Origin of the sequence: Burkholderia contaminans (assembly GCF_029633825.1) — a bacterium.
In the GTDB taxonomy this organism is placed as follows: domain Bacteria; phylum Pseudomonadota; class Gammaproteobacteria; order Burkholderiales; family Burkholderiaceae; genus Burkholderia; species Burkholderia contaminans.
Genome location: NZ_CP090640.1, coordinates 554,264 through 573,768 on the forward strand (window position 1 = coordinate 554,264; position 19,505 = coordinate 573,768).

At 66.6% G+C, this 19,505-nt stretch carries 17 protein-coding genes; 2 read left to right on the forward strand and 15 right to left on the reverse strand.

Annotated elements, in window-relative coordinates; translation table 11 throughout:
- Nucleotides 1–25: 25 nt before the first annotated feature.
- From aspS to LXE91_RS02655, 11 genes are all read right to left on the reverse strand, one after another.
- Nucleotides 26–1,828 carry an aspartate--tRNA ligase gene (gene aspS / locus LXE91_RS02605; RefSeq protein ID WP_006477843.1) on the reverse strand — a complete coding sequence of 601 codons (1,803 nt, stop codon included), beginning with the start codon at nt 1,826–1,828 and terminating at the stop codon, nt 26–28.
- 67 nt (nt 1,829–1,895) lie between these two features.
- Entirely contained in the window at nt 1,896–2,546 is a 651-nt protein-coding gene (locus tag LXE91_RS02610; protein WP_039360100.1) for a DUF502 domain-containing protein, read from the reverse strand.
- Nucleotides 2,547–2,607: 61 nt separating this feature from the next.
- Nucleotides 2,608–2,955, reverse strand: coding sequence for an FmdB family zinc ribbon protein (locus LXE91_RS02615; RefSeq protein ID WP_039360103.1), 348 nt, complete (start codon nt 2,953–2,955; stop codon nt 2,608–2,610).
- A 95-nt stretch (nt 2,956–3,050) separates the two neighbouring features.
- The gene (locus LXE91_RS02620; protein ID WP_039360104.1) at nt 3,051–3,677 is read right to left on the reverse strand and encodes a class I SAM-dependent methyltransferase; all 627 of its coding nucleotides are present in this window, start codon (nt 3,675–3,677) and stop codon (nt 3,051–3,053) included.
- Between the two features lie 17 nt (nt 3,678–3,694).
- On the reverse strand, nt 3,695–5,272 hold the full coding sequence (ubiB, locus tag LXE91_RS02625) for a ubiquinone biosynthesis regulatory protein kinase UbiB (protein ID WP_039360107.1): 1,578 nt from the start codon (nt 5,270–5,272) through the stop codon (nt 3,695–3,697).
- A gap of 12 nt (nt 5,273–5,284) precedes the next feature.
- A complete protein-coding gene (locus LXE91_RS02630; RefSeq protein ID WP_039360110.1) occupies nt 5,285–5,911 on the reverse strand; it encodes a ubiquinone biosynthesis accessory factor UbiJ in 627 nt (208 codons plus the stop codon).
- Nucleotides 5,912–6,074: 163 nt separating this feature from the next.
- The gene (locus LXE91_RS02635; RefSeq protein WP_039360111.1) at nt 6,075–7,109 is read right to left on the reverse strand and encodes a Tim44 domain-containing protein; all 1,035 of its coding nucleotides are present in this window, start codon (nt 7,107–7,109) and stop codon (nt 6,075–6,077) included.
- A 41-nt stretch (nt 7,110–7,150) separates the two neighbouring features.
- Nucleotides 7,151–7,882: a bifunctional demethylmenaquinone methyltransferase/2-methoxy-6-polyprenyl-1,4-benzoquinol methylase UbiE gene (ubiE, locus tag LXE91_RS02640; RefSeq protein ID WP_039360112.1), complete on the reverse strand. Its 732-nt coding sequence runs from the start codon at nt 7,880–7,882 to the stop codon at nt 7,151–7,153.
- Nucleotides 7,883–7,934: 52 nt separating this feature from the next.
- Complete coding sequence (locus LXE91_RS02645; RefSeq protein WP_039360113.1) at nt 7,935–8,348, reverse strand: gamma-butyrobetaine hydroxylase family protein; 414 nt, start codon at nt 8,346–8,348, stop codon at nt 7,935–7,937.
- Nucleotides 8,345–8,788 (reverse strand): HIT family protein, encoded by a 444-nt coding sequence (locus LXE91_RS02650; protein WP_039360345.1) that lies wholly within the window; start codon nt 8,786–8,788, stop codon nt 8,345–8,347. The genes LXE91_RS02645 and LXE91_RS02650 overlap by 4 nt, the downstream gene beginning before the upstream one ends.
- Before the next feature lie 84 nt (nt 8,789–8,872).
- Complete coding sequence (locus LXE91_RS02655) at nt 8,873–12,898, reverse strand: DUF3683 domain-containing protein (protein WP_039360116.1); 4,026 nt, start codon at nt 12,896–12,898, stop codon at nt 8,873–8,875.
- 574 nt (nt 12,899–13,472) lie between these two features.
- Here LXE91_RS02655 and ilvA point away from each other — a divergent pair.
- Together ilvA and queF are read left to right on the forward strand one after the other, a co-directional pair.
- Nucleotides 13,473–14,996 (forward strand): threonine ammonia-lyase, biosynthetic, encoded by a 1,524-nt coding sequence (gene ilvA, locus LXE91_RS02660; protein ID WP_039360117.1) that lies wholly within the window; start codon nt 13,473–13,475, stop codon nt 14,994–14,996.
- 11 nt (nt 14,997–15,007) lie between these two features.
- Nucleotides 15,008–15,832 carry an NADPH-dependent 7-cyano-7-deazaguanine reductase QueF gene (gene queF / locus LXE91_RS02665; RefSeq protein WP_039360120.1) on the forward strand — a complete coding sequence of 275 codons (825 nt, stop codon included), beginning with the start codon at nt 15,008–15,010 and terminating at the stop codon, nt 15,830–15,832.
- A 128-nt stretch (nt 15,833–15,960) separates the two neighbouring features.
- Here queF and LXE91_RS02670 read toward each other — a convergent pair whose 3' ends face one another.
- From LXE91_RS02670 to LXE91_RS02685, 4 genes are all read right to left on the reverse strand, one after another.
- Nucleotides 15,961–16,380 carry a bleomycin resistance protein gene (locus LXE91_RS02670; protein WP_039360123.1) on the reverse strand — a complete coding sequence of 140 codons (420 nt, stop codon included), beginning with the start codon at nt 16,378–16,380 and terminating at the stop codon, nt 15,961–15,963.
- 180 nt (nt 16,381–16,560) lie between these two features.
- Nucleotides 16,561–16,947, reverse strand: coding sequence for a RidA family protein (locus LXE91_RS02675; protein WP_011353171.1), 387 nt, complete (start codon nt 16,945–16,947; stop codon nt 16,561–16,563).
- A gap of 76 nt (nt 16,948–17,023) precedes the next feature.
- Complete coding sequence (locus LXE91_RS02680) at nt 17,024–18,505, reverse strand: N-acyl-D-amino-acid deacylase family protein (RefSeq protein ID WP_039360126.1); 1,482 nt, start codon at nt 18,503–18,505, stop codon at nt 17,024–17,026.
- Between the two features lie 2 nt (nt 18,506–18,507).
- Entirely contained in the window at nt 18,508–19,446 is a 939-nt protein-coding gene (locus LXE91_RS02685) for a MurR/RpiR family transcriptional regulator (protein ID WP_039360128.1), read from the reverse strand.
- Nucleotides 19,447–19,505: the final 59 nt, after the last annotated feature.

Genomic DNA, 19,505 nt, shown 5'->3' on the forward strand with positions numbered 1-19,505 from the left:
CACACACGGCCGGGTACGAAGCGCGTTACGCCTTCGGCTGTTCCGGCTGACGCAGACGGATGTGCAGTTCGCGCAGCTGACGCTCGTCGACCGGGCTCGGCGCCTGCGTGAGCAGATCCTGCGCACGCTGCGTCTTCGGGAACGCGATCACGTCGCGGATCGAATCGGCGCCGGCCATCATCGTGACGATGCGGTCGAGACCGAATGCGATACCGCCGTGCGGCGGCGCGCCGTACTGCAGCGCGTCCAGCAGGAAGCCGAACTTCAGTTGCGCTTCTTCCGCACCGATCTTCAGTGCACGGAACACCTTGCTCTGCACTTCCTCGCGATGGATACGCACCGAGCCGCCGCCGATTTCCCAGCCGTTCAGCACCATGTCGTAGGCCTTCGCGAGGCAACGGCCCGGATCCGTCTCGAGGTACTCGAGGTGCTCGTCCTTCGGGCTCGTGAACGGGTGGTGAGCCGCGACGTAGCGTGCATCTTCGTCGTCGTATTCGAACATCGGGAAGTCGACGACCCACAGCGGCTTCCAGCCGGCCTGGACGAGGCCGTTCGCCTTGCCGAATTCCGAATGACCGATCTTCAGGCGCAGCGCGCCGAGGCTGTCGTTGACGACCTTCGCGCGGTCGGCCGCGAAGAAGATGATGTCGCCGTCTTCCGCGCCGGTGCGCTCGAGGATCGCCGCGATCGATGCGTCGTGCAGGTTCTTGACGATCGGGCTCTGCAGGCCGTCACGGCCCTTCGCCTTCTCGTTGACCTTGATCCATGCGAGGCCCTTCGCGCCGTAGATGCGCACGAATTCGGTGTAGCCGTCGATGTCGCCACGCGACAGCTCGCCGCCCTTCGGCACGCGCAGTGCCGCGACACGGCCGTCCTTCGCGTTGGCCGGCGTGCTGAACACCTTGAAATCGACGTCCTTCATCGCGTCGGTCAGCTCGGTGAATTCGAGCTGCACGCGCAGGTCCGGCTTGTCCGAACCGAAACGCGCCATCGCTTCCGAGTACGGCATCACCGGGAATTTTGCGTCGAGCTCGACGTCGATCGTCGTCTTGAAGATGTGACGGATCATGTCTTCGAACAGGTCACGGATTTCCTGCTCGCCGAGGAACGACGTTTCGCAGTCGATCTGCGTGAATTCCGGCTGACGGTCGGCACGGAGGTCTTCGTCGCGGAAGCACTTGGTGATCTGGTAGTAACGGTCGAAGTTCGCGACCATCAGCAGCTGCTTGAACAGCTGCGGCGACTGCGGCAGCGCGAAGAACTGGCCTGCGTTCACGCGCGACGGCACGAGGTAGTCGCGCGCGCCTTCCGGCGTGCTCTTCGTCAGCATCGGCGTTTCGATGTCGATGAAACCCTGCTCGTCGAGGTACTTGCGCGCTTCGATCGCGACGCGGTAGCGCAGGCGCAGGTTGTGCTGCATTTGCGGACGGCGCAGGTCGAGCACACGGTGCGTGAGGCGCGTCGTTTCCGACAGGTTGTCGTCGTCGAGCTGGAACGGCGGCGTGACCGACGCGTTCAGCACGTTCAGTTCGTGGCACAGCACTTCGATCTTGCCGCTCTTCAGGCCGGCGTTGACCGTGCCTTCCGGACGGTTGCGCACGAGGCCCTTGATCTGCACGCAGAACTCGTTGCGCACGCCTTCGGCGGTCGCGAACATTTCCGCACGATCCGGGTCGCACACCACCTGCACGAGGCCTTCACGATCGCGCAGGTCGATGAAGATCACACCGCCGTGATCGCGGCGGCGCTGCACCCAGCCGCACAGCGACACGGTTTGGCCCAGCAGGTGTTCGGTCACGAGACCGCAGTATTCAGTACGCATCGACATGATGTTTGCTTTCGTTCGGTTTGATCAACGGGCGCCGCAACGCGCGGCCCGGGCGATGATTCTTTACTTACAGCGGCGGCTCGACGGGGCGGCGTGCAGGCGCCGGAGCCGGCGCCGGGGGCGCCACCACGCCCATCGAGACGATGTACTTGAGCGCGGCATCGACCGACATGTCGAGTTCGATGACTTCGCTCTTCGGCAGCATCAGGAAGAAGCCCGACGTCGGGTTCGGCGTCGTCGGGATATAGACGCTCACGTATTCTTCCGTCAGATGATTGAGCACGTCGCCGCCCGGCGTGCCGGTCAGAAACGCGATCGTATACGAGCCGCGACGCGGGTATTCGATCAGCAGCGCCTTGCGGAACGCGTTGCCGCTGCTCGACAGCAGCGTGTCCGACACCTGCTTGACGCTCGTGTAGATCGGCCCGACGACCGGGATGTGACGCACCACGGCGTTCCACCACGTGACGAGCTTCTGGCCGATGAAGTTCTGCGTGGCCAGCCCGACGACGAAGATGAACGCGAGCGTCAGCACCGCGCCGATCCCCGGCAGATGGAAGCCGAGCAGCCGCTCGGGCTGCCACGATTCGGGCAGCAGGAGCAGCGTCTGGTCCATCGTGCCGATGATGAGGCCGAGCACCCACAGCGTGATCGCGAGCGGGACGAGAACCAGCAAGCCGGTCAGGAACACCGTTTTCAGGGTCGTCTTTTTCATCATCTGCCGTCAATGAACCGCGCCGGCGGCGCGGGTTGGTCGCAGCCCGGCCGGGCCGCGACGGTCAACTGCTGGCGGCGGGCGCTGCAGCCGGGGCGGGCGCGGCGCTCGTCGTCGTGCTTTCGGAACTGCTCGATGCAGCCGGCGCGGCCGCAGCGGGCGCGGCTTCCGTTGCGCCAGCCGGGGCTGCGTCGCCCGACGCCGTTGCCGGCGCGCTGGTGCCGCCCGAACCGCCGCGGAAATCGGTGACATACCAACCCGAACCCTTCAGCTGGAAGCCCGCCGCAGTAACCTGCTTGCGAAAGGCATCCTTCCCGCATTCCGGGCACTGCGACAGCGGCGCGTCGCTCATCTTCTGGAGCACGTCCTTCGCGAAACCACACGCTTCGCATCGATAGGCGTAGATCGGCATGATATTTTTCCCGCGGAAACTGGAAACGGCTTGCAAAACCTTGAATTATAGCCGAAACCCTGCCGCACTCCGGCAACGGCCGCGACACCCGCGCATCAGCGGCGGCGCCACGTGAGCCAGCGCTCGTTCCCTTCGAATACGGGCAGCGAATCGGTTACAGGCAAATCCTCGACCAGCTCGAAGTGCGGCGTGAGCAGCGCATCGAGTTCGGCACGCTCGATTCCGAACGGCGGCCCCTTCGGTTTCGCCATCAGGAAGAAATAGCCGGCCAGCAATCCGTCAGCAGGCAGCAGCTCGGCCATGCGCGCCGCATAGTCGGCACGCATGGCCGGCGGCAGCGCGCACAGGAACGCACGCTCGTACACCCACTGCACGTCGAACGGCGGCCGGTACGCAAAGAAATCGGCCTGTTCGACGACTTCCGCGTGCGCGCCGAGCTGCGCCTTCGCGGCAGCCACCGCCTGCGCGGCGAAATCGATCGCACGCACGGGCCAGCCGGCTTCGGCCAGCCACCCGGCCTCCTGCGCACTGCCGCAGCCGGGAATCAGCACCGCGCACGGCTCGAGCCGATGCGCGAACACGCTGAAACCCTCGGGCACGCCACCGAATTCCCACGGCGTCACGCCACGCTCGAAACGCTCGTCCCAGAACGATGCGTTGCCGGGATCGCGCGTCGTGAAATCGGCGGCTGACGGTATGGCGGGTTGCTTCGGATCGGCCATCGCCCTGCTCCTATCGGTCATGTGCCGTACGCGAGCGCCAGCAGCACACGCGCGACGAGCGCCCCGACGCCGACGGCGAGGCCGAAGATCAGCAGCGCCTGCAGCAGCCGGTTCGTCCGCTTCTGCTCGACGAGGACCTGGCGCATCAGGTCTTCGCTCGCGGCCCGCGGCGCGTCATGGCGCGCGGCCATCGCGTGATGGATCAGGCGCGGCAGTTGCGGCAGCGTCTTGCTCCACTGCGGCGCCTCGACCTTGAAGCGCTCGTACCAGCCGCGCAGACCGATCTGCTCGGTCATCCAGCGCTCGAGGTACGGTTTCGCGGTCTTCCACAGGTCGAGCTCGGGGTCGAGCGAACGGCCGAGGCCCTCGACGTTCAGCATCGTCTTTTGCAGCAGCACCAGTTGCGGCTGGATCTCGACGTTGAAGCGGCGTGACGTCGAGAACAGGCGCATCAGCACCTGGCCGAGCGAGATGTCCTTCAGCGCGCGGTCGAAATACGGCTCGCACACCGCGCGGATCGCGCTTTCGAGCTCCTCGACGCGCGTTTCGGGCGGCACCCAGCCCGATTCGAGGTGGAGCGTCGCCACGCGATGGTAGTCGCGCTTGAAGAACGCGAGGAAGTTCTGCGCGAGGTAGTTCTTGTCGAAATCGGACAACGCGCCGACGATCCCGAAATCGAGCGCGACGTACCGGCCGAACGTGTTCGGATCGAGGCTCACCTGGATGTTGCCCGGGTGCATGTCCGCGTGGAAGAAGCCGTCGCGGAACACCTGCGTGAAGAAGATCTCGACGCCTTCGCGCGCGAGCTTCTTGATGTCGACGCCGGCCGAACGTAGCGTCTCGACCTGGCTGATCGGCACGCCGGTCATGCGCTCCATCACGAGCACCTGCGACGTCGAGAAATCCCAGAACATCTCGGGCACGAGCAGCAGGTCGAGGCCCGCGAAGTTGCGGCGCAGCTGGCTGCCGTTGGCGGCCTCGCGCATCAGGTCGAGCTCGTCGTGCAGGTACTTGTCGAATTCGGCGACGACCTCGCGCGGCTTCAAGCGCCGGCCATCGGCCCACATGCGCTCGGTCCAGATCGCGATGTCGCGCATCAGCGCGAGGTCGGAGTCGATCACGGACAGCATGTTCGGGCGCAGCACCTTGACGGCGACGGCCTTGCCCGCGTGCTGGCCCTGCTTGAGCTTCGCGAAATGCACCTGCGCGATCGACGCGCTCGCGACCGGCTCGCGCTCGAATTCGTCGAACAGCTCGTCGACCGGCGCACCGAGCGACTTCTCGATGATCCCGATCGCGACCGCCGAATCGAACGGCGGCACCTGGTCCTGCAGCTTCGCGAGTTCGTTCGCGAAATCGACCGACAGCAGATCGCGGCGCGTCGACAGCACCTGGCCGAACTTCACGAAGATCGGGCCGAGGCTTTCGAGCGCGTGACGCAGCCGCACGGCAGGCGGATCGGAGTAGCGGCGGCCAATCGTCGTGATCCGCAACAGCAGCTTCACGCGCCGGTCGTCGATCCGGGACAGCATCACTTCGTCGAGACCAAAGCGGATGACGGTGTAGACAATCTTGATGAAACGGAAAATGCGCATGCCCTGCGGCCCTCAGTGCGCGCCGCGCGGGTCGGAACCCGTGCGCGCGCCGATTTTTTGTTCGAGTCGCTCGACCCGCTTTTCGACCCGTGCGAGCGCATCGCGTGCGCGCGCCAGCTCGGCGTCGAAGCCGCCGAGCGACGCGCGCCGGACGACTTGCGGGTTCTCGTCGAGCCAGTATTCGGCGACGGAATCGAGCACGTTGCGGCCGGTGCGGCGCGCGCGCGCGCCGGCGTCGCGCACGACCGTCGCGATCCGGTGTGCCGCCGCGTCGCCGACCAGCTTCGCGAGATCTTCTTCAGGTTCCCAGCGCAGGTGCTCGGCCAGCTTCGCGATCTGCGTCGCGAATTCCGCATCGCCCTCGATCTTCACGTGCTTCATCACGGCCGCCTGGCCGCCCTGCAGGAACGCGGCGACCGTGTCGCCGGCAAGCGCGATCGACACGTCGACCTGTTGCGCATCGTGCGCGTCGACGGCCGACAGATAGCCGTCGGGCTGCACCAGCAGCGTGAGCGTGACGGGGGGCACGTCGATGCGGGCAGTCTTGCCCGAATAGGGAATCAGGCGGTCGCGCGCCCACGATTCTCGGGCGAGCAGGTGATTGACAGCAGCAGCAAAAGGCTTGGCGGCAAAGGTCATCGGGCTGGGAAAGAAAAAACCCGCGCAGGCCGGGCGCCCACGCGGGTTTCTATTGTAACGTCGGATCGTCGGCAGACCGTGGCTGACCGCACACCCGGGCGGCAAGCGGTCGCAGTGCGGCGGCCGTTGCCCGGGTGCCGGCGGCGCGGGCCGCCGGTCACGCTCAGTGCGTGTTGATCTGCTGGATGCCCGCGAGCAGCCAGCCCTGACTGCCCGACTTCGACAGGTTCCACACCTCGTCGAACGGCGTGGCCGACGCATTCGCCGATTCGCGGATCAGGCCGTGGAAGCGCACGCTCGCCGATTGCTCGATGCCGCGATCCTCGATCGCGACCAGTTCCGCGTCGAGCTGCACGACGTCGGTCTGGTTCGACTCGTTGCCGCGCGAATCGAGGTCGATCTTGATCTCGGCGAACATTTCCGGCGTCGTGAACTCGCGGATGTCGGCCAGGTTGCCCTGGTCCCACGCGGCCTGCAGGCGCACGAAATAGACCTTCGAGCTGCGCAGGAACGCTTCGGTGTCGAAGCCGGCCGGCACCTGGAGCGGCGCTGCCGCAGCAGCCGCTGCCGCGCCGGTGGCCGCGGCACCGCCGCCGAACACGCCTTGCGCCTCGTTCGCGTAGCTGCTGCCGCTACCCGAATAGTTGCTGCCGGTGCCGCCCTGCTGGAACGACGGGCTTTGCGAGTAGCCGCCCGACGACGACGCCGAGCCGCCGACCGAGTAGGCCGGCTCCTGCGGACGACGGCGGTTCATGAACTTGCGGATCAGCCAGATGCCGACCGCCGCGAGCAGCGCGATCACGATGACGTTCGCCATCATGCTCGCGAATGCGCCGCCCAGGCCGAAGTGCGACAGCAGCGCCGCGATGCCGAGACCGGCCGCAAGGCCGGCGATCGGCCCGAGCCAGCGCGAGCGGTTGGGCTGCGCGGCCGGCGCGGGCGCGGCCGGATTCGCACGCTGCGCCTGCGACGGCGCGGCCTGCTGCATCGGCTGCTGCGCGGGCGGCGTGGCCTGGCGCTGCGTGACGGTGGAGTTCTGGCGGCCGATGCTGCGCCCGCCGCCCATGCGCTTGGCTTCGGCGTCGAGCGATGCGAACGTGCCGGCCGTGAGCAGGCCGACCATCAGCAGCGTGCCGACCCGTCGAGCCCACGGCTTCGACGGCTTGCTACGGTTGAACAACGAACGCGATTCGAACATCAGTTTCTCCAGATGTAAGACAAATGTATGGAAAGAGCCCCTTAGTACTTGGCTCCCATGTGTAAAGCTACCACGCCACCTGACAAATTGTAATATTTGACGGCATCGAGGCCCGCTTGTTCCATCATCGTCTTCAGCGTGTCCTGATCGGGGTGCATCCGGATAGATTCAGCAAGATACCGATAACTTTCAGCATCTTTCGCGAATTTGTCGCCAAGCCACGGTAATACTTTGAAAGAATACAGATCGTACGCTTTTTTCAGCGGATCCCAGACTTTCGAGAATTCCAGCACCATCACGCGGCCGCCGGGCTTCGTCACGCGGCGCATCTCGGCCAGCGCGGCATCCTTGTGCGTCATGTTGCGCAGCCCGAACGCGACCGTGACCACATCGAAGTAGTTGTCCGGAAAGGGAATTTTCTCCGCGTCGCACAGCAGCGACGGCGTCACGATGCCCTTGTCGAGCAGCCGGTCGCGGCCGACGCGCAGCATCGATTCGTTGATGTCCGTGTGCCAGACCTCGCCCGTCGGCCCGGCCGCCTTCGCGAACGACCGGGTCAGGTCGCCGGTGCCGGCCGCAAGGTCGAGCACCTTGAAGCCGGGGCGCACGTTCGCCTGCGCGATCGTGAACGCCTTCCACGCGCGGTGCATGCCCGCCGACATCAGGTCGTTCATCAGATCGTAGTTGCTCGCGACCGAATGGAACACACCCGCCACTTTCTTCGCTTTTTCGTTTTCCTCGACGCTTTCGAAGCCGAAGTGGGTTTTGCTCATCGCGTTGATCCTCAGTAAATGGCAAGACGGCGCCGAGCGGGCGCCGTCGATTTCAGTGGCAGTGGCCGTGCGACGCGGAGGCCGCCTGCATCGGGGCGTCGCGCTCGACGCCCGCCGCCTTCAGTTTGTCGAAATAGTCGCGCCACAGCGCGTCCTGCTGCGTCGCCAGCTCGTACAGGAAATCCCACGAGTAGATGCCGGTCGAATGGCCGTCGGAGAACGTCGGCTGCAGCGCGTAGTTGCCGACGCCCTCGAGCGCGGTGATCGTCACTTCGCGCTTGCCCGTCTGCAGCGTCTCCTGGCCGGGCCCATGGCCGCGCACCTCGGCCGACGGCGAATACACGCGCATCAGCTCGAACGGAATCCGGAAACTGTCGCCGTTCGGGTACTGCAATTCGAGCACGCGCGATACCGCGTGCACGACGACGCCGGACGGAATCGGCGTCGTGGAAGTCAAACCGCTCATAGCTGCCTCGAATCGGTCATGCGTTGAATTTCCTCGCGCACCGCATTGTGCAGCAGCGAGGCCTGCGCCGCGCGCGAGCGCAACAGCGCCTCGGACACGCTGCGCTGGCGCGGCGCCCATACGGGCTGCGGGAAGTGTGCGTCGTTGGAAAAGCGCGGGATCACGTGCCAGTGCATGTGCGGCACCATGTTGCCGAGGCTCGCGAGATTCACCTTGTTCGGCTGCATCACGCGGCGCACGGCCCGCTCGACCGCGTAAACCACGCGCATCAAATGGGCCCGCTCAGGTTCGCCGAGATCGGAGAATTCGGCCACGTGCGCACCCCAGATCACCCGGCAGAAGCCCGGGTACTCGTGCTCGCCCGTCGCGAGGACGACACGCACCGCATCGTCCTGCCAGAGCACTTCGCCGCCGTCTTCACGGCAAAACACGCATTCCATCGTCGCTCCCATGTGGACGGGCGCCGGCATGCTGCACCGGCGCCCGCTCGTTCCTGGCCCGGTCGGGCGGTCGTCATGCACGCATTAGACCAGCACGCGCTCGATCCCGCCATTGTTCGCACGTGCGACATAATCGGCCATCCAGTTCTCGCCGAGCACCTGGCGCGCAATTTCGACCACGATGTAGTCGGCTTCGAGGTTCGCGTCCTCGCTGTAGCGCGACAGACCCTGCAGGCATGACGGGCAGCTCGTTAGGATCTTCACGTCCGGGCCGTTCGCGGCCGCGGCGGCCGGCGCCGGCGCGTTGCCGGCCACGACCGGGATGCTGCGCAGCTTCGCGGCACCCTTGCGGATCTCCTCTTCCTTGCGGAAGCGGACCTGCGTTGACACGTCCGGGCGCGTGACCGCGAGCGTGCCCGATTCGCCGCAGCAGCGCTCGTTCTTCTCGATCTTGTAGCCGTCCTTTTCCGAGCCCATCAGCTCGTTGACGAGCTTTACCGGGTCCATCGTCTTGATCGGCGTGTGGCACGGGTCGTGATACATGTAGCGCGTGCCCGTCACGCCATCGAGCTTCATCCCCTTCTCGAGCAGGAACTCGTGGATGTCGATGATCCGGCAGCCGGGGAAGATCTTGTCGAATTCGTAGCCGGCGAGCTGGTCGTAGCAGGTGCCGCACGACACCACGACCGTCTTGATGTCGAGGTAGTTGAGCGTGTTGGCGACCCGGTGGAACAGCACGCGGTTGTCGGTGACGATCTTCTCGGCCTTGTCGTACTGGCCCGAGCCGCGCTGCGGATAGCCGCAGCACAGGTAGCCCGGCGGCAGCACCGTCTGCACGCCGGCTTCCCACAGCATCGCCTGCGTGGCCAGCCCGACCTGCGAGAACAGGCGCTCGGAGCCGCAGCCCGGGAAGTAGAACACCGCTTCCGAATCGACGGTGGTCGACTTCGGATTGCGGATGATCGGGACGATCTTGTTGTCCTCGATGTCGAGCAGCGCGCGCGCCGTCTTCTTCGGCAGGTTGCCCGGCATCTTCTTGTTGACGAAGTGGATCACCTGCTCGACCACGGGCGGCTTGCCGACCGTTGCGGGCGGATGCTGCGTCTGCTTCGTCACGACCTTCTTCAGCATGTCGTTCGCGAAGCGCTGCACCTTGTAGCCGGCGCCCATCATCACGCTGCGCGCGACGTTGATCGTCTGCGGGTTGGTCGCGTTCAGGAAGAACATGCCCGCCGCATTGCCGGCGTTGAACTTCTTCTTGCCCATCTTGCGCAGCAGGTTGCGCATGTTCATCGTGACGTCACCGAAGTCGATCTTCACCGGGCACGGCGTCGCGCACTTGTGGCACACCGTGCAGTGGTCGGCCACATCGTTGAACTCGTCCCAGTGCTTGATCGACACGCCGCGGCGCGTCTGTTCCTCGTACAGGAACGCCTCGACCAGCAGCGACGTCGCGAGGATCTTGTTGCGCGGGCTGTACAGCAGGTTCGCGCGCGGCACGTGCGTCGCGCACACCGGCTTGCACTTGCCGCAGCGCAGGCAGTCCTTCACCGAATCGGCGATCGCGCCGATGTCGGACTGCTTCATGATCAGCGACTCGTACCCCATCAGCCCGAAGCTCGGCGTATACGCGTTGCGCAGATCGGCGCCTTCGAGCAGCTTGCCCTTGTTGAAGCGGCCGTTCGGGTCGACACGCTGCTTGTACGCGCGGAATTCGGCGATCTCGTCGTCGGTCAGGAACTCGAGCTTCGTGATGCCGATGCCGTGCTCGCCGGAAATCACGCCGTCGAGCGAACGCGCGAGCGTCATGATGCGTGCAACCGCCGCGTGGGCGTCCTGCAGCATCTCGTAGTTGTCGGAGTTGACCGGCAGGTTGGTGTGGACGTTGCCGTCGCCCGCGTGCATGTGCAGCGCGACGAACACGCGGCCGCGCAGCACCTGCTTGTGGATCGCCTGCGCCTCGTCGAGGATCTGCTTGAACGCGCCGCCGTTGAAGATCGCGCGCAGCTCCGCGCGGATCTCCTGCTGCCACGAGATGCGGACCGTGCGGTCCTGCGTGATGTGGAACACGGTCGCGCCCGGCTGCTCGTCCGCGCGATCGGCGAACTTCTCGGCAAGCGCCTCGTAGCCGAGCTGCACGAGGTAGTGCTGCGCCTCGCGCAGCGGCTGGTCGAGCCGGTCGCGCACGAATTCCCAGCGTGCGCGCACGCGCTTGAGCAGCTCCAGCGCCTGCTGGACGCGGTCTTCGAGCAGTTCGGCGCTCGGGATCTCGTTCGCGTCGTCGGTCTTGCCGAGCGGCAGGTTGCCGGCACGGAAAAACGCTTCGAGCGCGTCGACGAGCTGCAGCTTGTTCTTCAGCGACAGCTCGATGTTGATCCGCTCGATGCCGTCGGTGTACTCGCCCATCCGGTTCAGCGGGATCACGACGTCTTCGTTGATCTTGAACGCGTTCGTGTGCTTCGCGATCGCGGCCGTGCGGCTACGGTCGAGCCAGAAGCGCTTGCGCGCCTCCGCGCTGACCGCGACGAAGCCTTCGCCGCTCTTGCCGTTCGCCATCCGGATCACTTCGGACGTGGCGTGCGCGACCGCATCGGCATCGTCGCCGACGATGTCGCCGATCAAAACCATCTTGGGGAATGCATTGCGCTTGCTCTTGGTCGCGTAGCCGACCGCGCGCAGGTAGCGCTCGTCGAGGTGCTCGAGGCCCGCGAGGATCGCGCCGCCCTGCTTCGACGTTTCGAACAGGTAATCCTTGATCTCGACGATGCTCGGGATCGCCTCGCGCGCCTGGCCGAAGAACTCGAGGCAGACGGTGCGCGTGTGCGCGGGCATCTTGTGCAGCACCCAGCGCGCGGACGTGATGAGCCCGTCGCAGCCTTCCTTCTGCACGCCCGGCAGGCCGGCGAGGAACTTGTCGGTCACGTCCTTGCCGAGCCCTTCCTTGCGGAACCGGCGGCCTTCGATCTCGAGCATCTCGCTCTTCAGCAGCTTCTCGCCCGGCGCGTAGGCGCCGTCGAACCACTTCAGCTCGAAACGCGCGACCGCGATGTCGTGGATCTTGCCCTGGTTGTGCTCGTGGCGCGTGACTTCGAGCCAGTTGCCGTCCGGGTCGACCATCCGCCACCAGGCCAGGTTGTCGAGCGCGGTGCCCCACAGCACGGCCTTCTTGCCGCCCGCGTTCATCGCGACGTTGCCGCCGATGCACGATGCGTCGAGCGAGGTCGGATCGACCGCGAACACGTAACCGGCCGCTTCCGCCGCCTCGGTCACGCGGCGCGTGACGACGCCCGCGCCGGAGAAGATCGTCGGCACCTTGTGCGCGACGCCCGGCAGTTCGGTCAGCTCGACCGCGCCGAGCTGCTCGAGCTTTTCGGTGTTGATGACGGCGGAGAACGGCGTGAGCGGCACCGCACCACCCGTGTAGCCGGTGCCACCGCCGCGCGGGATCACGGTCAGGCCGAGCTCGAAGCAGGCCTTGATAAGGCCGGCGATCTCGGCTTCGCTATCGGGGGTCAGCACGACGAACGGGTATTCGACGCGCCAGTCGGTCGCGTCGGTCACGTGCGACACGCGCGACAGCCCGTCGAAACGGATGTTGTCCTTCTGCGTGCAGCGGCCGAGCGCCTTGGTCGCGCGGCGGCGCAGGTCGGCCATCTTCTCGAATTCGTCGGCGAACTCGTTGACCGCGCGCTGCGCGGCGGTTTCGAGCATCTCGACGCGCGAGGCGCGCTCACGGCCCGCGTCGTCGCGGTGCTCGGTGAGATCCGCGCTGCGGCGCTTGCCGATTTCGGTGAGGCGGTGGTTCAGCGCCTCGATCAGCAGCGCGCGGCGCTTCGGGTTGTCGAGCAGGTCGTCCTGCAGGTACGGGTTGCGGCGCACGACCCAGATGTCGCCGAGCACCTCGTACAGCATCCGTGCCGAGCGGCCCGTACGGCGCTCGGCACGCAGCTCGTCGAGCACCGACCACGCCTCTTCGCCGAGCAGGCGGATCACGATCTCGCGATCCGAGAAGGACGTGTAGTTGTAGGGAATCTCGCGCAAGCGGGGCGCGGGGTCGGCGGCGACGGCGGCGGCCGCGCCATGCGGATCGAAAACTTGTGGTGCGTTCATGTTCGGACGACTCGGAGGGCCGATACACCGTGCACGGGCGTCGGCAAGCGCGTGGGCGCAATCTTGGGGAAATCTGTTCTGTTACCAGGCGCGCGGCTGTCCTTCATGGGGCCGGAGCGGGCGACTCGCCCCTCCTGGCCGGCGACAGGGCCTGGCGGCACTCGGAACGATCAGCACGATCGCGCGCGGCGCGCATGCCGTTCGGCCGCGGGGCTGGCTGCGCGCGGCGTCGGCTTCAACGGTGCGATCCGAGGGTGCCTCTGCATCTTCCGATCCTTGATTCAAAACGGAATTCTAACCCATGATCGGGCCACGCGTGACACGTCGGACAGGTCGTGGGGCTATCCCCGCGAGCCGCGCCAGGCCTGGCTCGGCGCGATTTCGTGCGATCATTCGCCGTCCGTCCGGTCGGTAACCACGCGGTTAAGCCGGTCAAAAAGGCAGCGCGAGCGCGCCGACGCCCCGCCCGTACGGCCTCGTGAGCACGCGCTCGGCATGCCGCTTGCGTGCAGGCAGACCCTTGGCGCTATCATTGATCCTTTACCGTCTGCTTCCGCACTGCACGCGAGCGCCCATGGCATCCCACGATTACCTGAAGAAAATCCTCACCGCGCGCGTCTACGACGTCGCGATCGAGACGGAACTCGAATCCGCCCGCAACCTGTCGGCCCGGCTGCGCAACGCCGTTTACCTGAAGCGCGAGGACAACCAGCCGGTGTTCTCGTTCAAGCTGCGCGGCGCGTACAACAAGATGGCGCACATTCCGGCGGAAGCGCTCGCGCGCGGCGTGATTACGGCGTCGGCCGGCAATCACGCGCAGGGTGTCGCGTTCTCGGCGGCCCGGATGGGCGTCAAGGCCGTGATCGTCGTGCCGGTCACGACGCCGCAGGTGAAGGTCGATGCGGTGCGTGCGCACGGCGGCCCGAGCGTGGAGGTGATCCAGGCCGGCGAGTCGTACAGCGACGCGTATGCACACGCGGTCAAGGTGCAGGAAGAGCGCGGCCTCACGTTCGTCCACCCGTTCGACGATCCGTACGTGATCGCCGGCCAGGGCACGATCGCGATGGAAATCCTCCGCCAGCATCAGGGCCCGATCCACGCGATCTTCGTGCCGATCGGCGGCGGCGGGCTCGCGTCCGGCGTCGCGGCCTACGTGAAGGCGGTGCGCCCGGAGATCAAGGTGATCGGCGTGCAGGCCGAGGATTCGTGCGCGATGGCGCAATCGCTGGAAGCCGGCAAGCGTGTCGAGCTGAGCGAGGTCGGCCTGTTCGCGGACGGCACCGCCGTGAAGCTGGTCGGCGAAGAAACCTTCCGGCTCTGCAGCGAATACCTCGACGGCGTCGTGACGGTGAACACCGACGCACTGTGCGCGGCGATCAAGGACGTCTTCCAGGATACGCGCAGCGTGCTCGAGCCGTCCGGCGCGCTCGCGGTCGCGGGCGCGAAGCTCTACGCGGAACGCGAAGGCATCGAGAACCAGACGCTCGTCGCGGTCACGTCCGGCGCGAACATGAACTTCGACCGGATGCGCTTCGTCGCCGAGCGCGCGGAAGTGGGTGAAGCGCGCGAAGCCGTGTTCGCGGTCACGATCCCCGAGGAGCGCGGCAGCTTCAAGCGCTTCTGCTCGCTCGTCGGCGACCGCAACGTCACCGAGTTCAACTACCGGATCGCCGATGCGCAGGCCGCGCACATCTTCGTCGGCGTGCAGATCAAGCGCCGCGGCGAATCGGCCGAGATCGCCGCGAACTTCGAATCGCACGGCTTCCAGACCGTCGACCTGACGCACGACGAGCTGTCGAAGGAACACATCCGCTACATGGTGGGCGGCCGTTCGCCGCTCGCGCTCGACGAGCGCCTGTTCCGCTTCGAATTCCCGGAACGGCCGGGCGCGCTGATGAAGTTCCTGTCGTCGATGGCGCCGGACTGGAACATCAGCCTGTTCCACTACCGTAACCAGGGCGCGGACTACAGCTCGATCCTCGTCGGGCTGCAGGTGCCGCAGGCCGATCACGCCGAATTCGAACGCTTCCTCGCGGCACTCGGTTATCCGTATGTCGAGGAGAGCGCCAACCCGGCTTACCGCCTCTTCCTGTCGTAAAGGCGTCACGCATGAATCCCGAACATTCCCCGCTCGGCAAGGCCACCGTCTACGCCGCCCAGTACGACGCGTCGCTGCTGTTCCCGATCCCGCGCGCCGGCGCGCGCGAACAGCTCGGCATCACGTCGGCGCTGCCGTTCTTCGGCACCGACATCTGGAACGCCTACGAACTGTCGTGGCTCAACGCGCGCGGCAAGCCGCAGATCGCCGTTGCGACGTTCTACGTGCCGGCCGAATCGCCGAACATCGTCGAATCGAAGTCGTTCAAGCTGTATCTCGGCTCGTTCGCGCAGACGAAGTTCGATTCGATCGACGCGGTGCGCGACGCGCTGAAGCGCGACGTGTCGGCCGCGTGCGGCGCGAGCGTCTCGGTGCAGCTCGTGTCGCCGCACGATTTCGGCAAGCTCGAGATGGACGAGCTCGACGGGCTGTCGCTCGATCGGCTCGACCTCGACACCGACGTGTACGAACCCGATCCGTCGCTGCTGTCGGCCGCTGAAGACGAAGCGCCGGTCGAGGAAACCCTCGTGTCCGACCTGCTGCGCTCGAACTGCCCGGTCACCGGCCAGCCCGACTGGGGCAGCGTGCAGATCCACTACGTCGGGCCGCAGATCGATCACGCGGGCCTGTTGCGTTACATCATCTCGTTCCGCAATCACACGGGCTTTCACGAGCAGTGCGTCGAGCGGATCTTCCTCGACATCCTGCACGCGTGCAAACCGGTGAAGCTCGCGGTATATGCGCGCTATACGCGCCGCGGCGGGCTCGACATCAACCCGTTCCGCACGAATTACAACCAGCCGATGCCGGACAACGCGCGTAATGCGCGGCAGTGACGGCGGCGGGCGGCCACCGCAGGTCGCGGTCCGCAACACGCGACGGCACCCCCCAAACGAAACAGCCCGGCCGGGTTCAACCGGCCGGGCTGTTTTTCATTGCGTGGAGAAGCGCGGACAGCCTGCAGTCACCCGCTCACCGGCCGCTCCGGGAGGATCTCCACCAGGCGCAACAGGTAGCCGTCGGGATCCTGCACCAGCATCTCGACCTGGCCATGCTCGATATCGTCCTCCCGATACCAGGACGTGCGCGGCTCGACGAACGGCACCACGCCCGCGGCGCGAATCCTGTCGAGGATGGGATCGAGCGCGTCGACCTCGATCTGAAAATTGATCCCGCGCCCGAACGGCGGCTCCAGCGGACCGGTCAGCCAGCTCTCCGGACTGTACTGCTCGAGCATCAACTGGGCCCGCCCGATTTCAAGGTAGGCGAACCCGTCTTCCGGACGCTCGAAGCGAATCCGGAATCCGAGCACGTCGCGATAGAAGCGAATGCTTCCGGCAAGGTCCGAGCAGATCAGCTCCGGCACCAGTGCGGCCCATTCCATGCATGTCCTCTCCTTAGGGTCATGCGGCACATTACATGAACGGGCGGAATGCGTTGCGGCGGTTGCGGCTACAGTCGCGGGAGTGCCGCCCGCCGATCGACCGGTGCCCGCACATGACAAAACGGGCCCGACGCACGTGAATGCGCCGGGCCCGTTGCGTAGCGGCTTGCCGCGGCGACGTTACTTCGCCGGCGCCTTGTACGCGATGCAGTCGACCTCGACCTTGCAGTCGATGACCATGCTCGACTGCACGCACGCGCGTGCCGGCGGATGCTCGCCAAAATACGAAATGAACACCTTGTTGAACGATGCGAAATCGCGCGCGTCGTCGAGCCACACGCCGCAGCGCACGACGTGCTCGAGGCCGTAGCCGGCTTCCTTCAGGATCGCGATCACGTTCTCGATCGTCTGCTTCGACTGCGTGACGATGCCGCCTTCGACGACCTCGCCGTTCACCATCGGCGTCTGGCCCGACACGTACAGCCAGCCGTCGGCCTCGACCGCGCGTGCGAACGGCATCACCTGGCCGCCCGTGCCCTTCGCTTCGCCTACGCCATATCGCTTCATCGTTTCACTCCTTGTTTCGGTTACGGATGCGCGCACCGACGACGGCGCGCGCGGCAGATCGGAACAACCACCGCGTTCAGAACGCGGCGTCGGCACTCGCCGGCACGCGCTCGCCGCGGGCGACGAAGCCGCCGGCGCGCTCGCCGGTCGGTTGGCCGTTTTCATACGTGAGCACGCCGTTCACCCACACGGCGTCGATCCCGTGCGCGGGCTGCTGCGGCTTCTCGAACGTCGCGGCGTCGATCACGCTCGCCGGGTCGAACAGCACGAGATCCGCGTGGTAGCCCACGCGCACCTCGCCGCGCCGTGCGATCCCGTAGCGGCGCGCGGACAGCGACGTCATCTTGCGGATCGCCTCCTCGAGCGGCAGCAGGTTCGTGTCGCGCACGTAGTGGCCGAGCACGCGCGGGAACGCGCCCCACAGCCGCGGGTGCGGCAGCGGATCGTTCGGCAGGCCGTCGGAGCCGACCATCGTCGCGGGATGCGACAGGATCCGGCGCACGTCGTCCTCGGACATGTTGTGGTACACGGCGCCCGCCGGGCGGATGCGCTGCGCGGCTTCCTGCTCGGTCACGCCCCACTCGGCCGCGATCGCCTTCAGCAGCTTGCCCGCCACTTCCGGGTGCGGCTCCGACCACGTGATCGTGATGTCGATGTCGCCCGTCACCTGCTTCAGGTCGAGCGTCGACGAGCTGCGGCTGTACGGATAGCAGTCGCAGCCGACCGGCTGGTAGCGGCGCGCGCCTTCGAGCGACGCGAGAACTTCGGTGCTGCGCCCCCAGTTCGACGGGCCCGCGCACTTCAGGTGCGAGATCACGACCGGCACGCGCGCATGGCGGCCGACCTGGTACGCCTCTTCCATCGCGTCGAGGATCGCGTCGAACTCGGTGCGCATGTGCGTGGTGTACAGCGCGCCCGCATTCGCGAGCGGCTCGGCGAGCGCCATCACCTCTTCGGTGGGCGCCGCGAACGCGGAGCCGTACGCGAGCCCCGACGACAGGCCGAGCGCGCCGTTCGCGAGCGCCTCCTCGAGCTGCGCGCGCATGCCGGCGATCTCGCCGTCGGTCGCCGCGCGGTCGAGGCGGTCCATCTGGTTGTTGCGCAGCGCCGTGTGGCCGACGAGCGCCGCGACGTTTACGGCCGGACGTGCGCCGTTCACGGCCGCGACGTAGTCGGCGAAAGTCGGGTACTGGAACGCACCGCGCTCGCCGAGCAGGTTCATCGGATCGGGCGGATCGCCCGCGAGCGTCACCGGCGACGCGCTGATCCCGCAGTTGCCGACGATCACGGTCGTCACGCCCTGCGAGATCTTCGGGATCATCTCCGGTGCGCGGATCACGTGCGTGTCGTCGTGCGTGTGCACGTCGACGAAGCCCGGCGCGAGCGCGCGGCCGTTCGCATCGACGACGTTTTCGGCCAGCCAGTTCGACAGGTTGCCAATCGCCGCGATCAGGCCGTTGCGGATCGCGACGTCGCGCATGACGGGCGGCGCGCCGGTACCGTCGTAAAGCTGCGCGCCGACGATCAGCGTATCGGCGGCTTCGGGATGCGAATGCATGGTCAGTCTCCTACCGGTTGGCGGTCTCCGCCGCCGCGGTGCGCATCGAGCGCGTGCTTGATACGGCGCAGCGATTCTCGGCCCGCATCGCCGAGCCGCAATGCGACTCCGGTGACGAGCACGTCGATCGCCATCATCATCGCGTAGCGCGATGTCGACGGCTTGTAAATGAAATCGGTTTCGAACGCGACGACCGGAATCAGGTGGTCGGCCAGCTTCGCGAGCGGCGAAGCCGGCGCGGTGATCGCGATCAGCTTCGCGCCGTAGCGCTTCGCGAGCCGGCAGCTCTCGAGCAGCTCGGGCACGCGGCCGCTCACCGACAGCGCGACGACGACGGTGTCGCGCGACAGCGTCGCGGCCACCATCCGCTGCAGCACGCTGTCCTGGTAGCTCGCAACCGGCCGGCCGAAGCGCACGAGCCGGAAGCGCAGCTCGTCGGCGAGCGCGGTCGAGCCGCCGCCCTGCCCGTACACGTAGGTCATCTTCGCGCCGGCGAGCAGGTCGGCCGCTGCCTCGAACGACGTATTGCGCAGCAACTGATGGTTGTGCGCGAGCGCCACGCGAATCTCGTCGTAGACCATCGACGCGGGGCTCGCGTCGGCGGCCGGTGCGTCGTCGGACGGCACCAGAAAGCGCTGGCCGACGGCCGCCGCCTGCGCGACGAGCACCTTCAGTTCGCGCACGTCGCGGCAGCCGACCGCTTTCGCGAAACGCGTGACCGTCGCGACGCTGACCTCCGCGTCGCGTGCCAGCGCACCGATGCTGGCATGCGCGGCGCGCGCGAGATCGGCGAGGATGAACGCGGCGACCTTGCGCTCGGCTTCGCGCAGCTCGGGCGCGCATTCGGCGATCCGCGCGACGATGTCGAGGACCGGCGGAGCGGCCGGAGCCGGATGAAGCTCGGCCGCGAGCGGGGCGGACGGAGTGGCGGGCGTATTCATCTGCGGAAAAGAGTTCGAAGCTCGATGTTACTAAATAACATCACCGCGCCGATGCTACT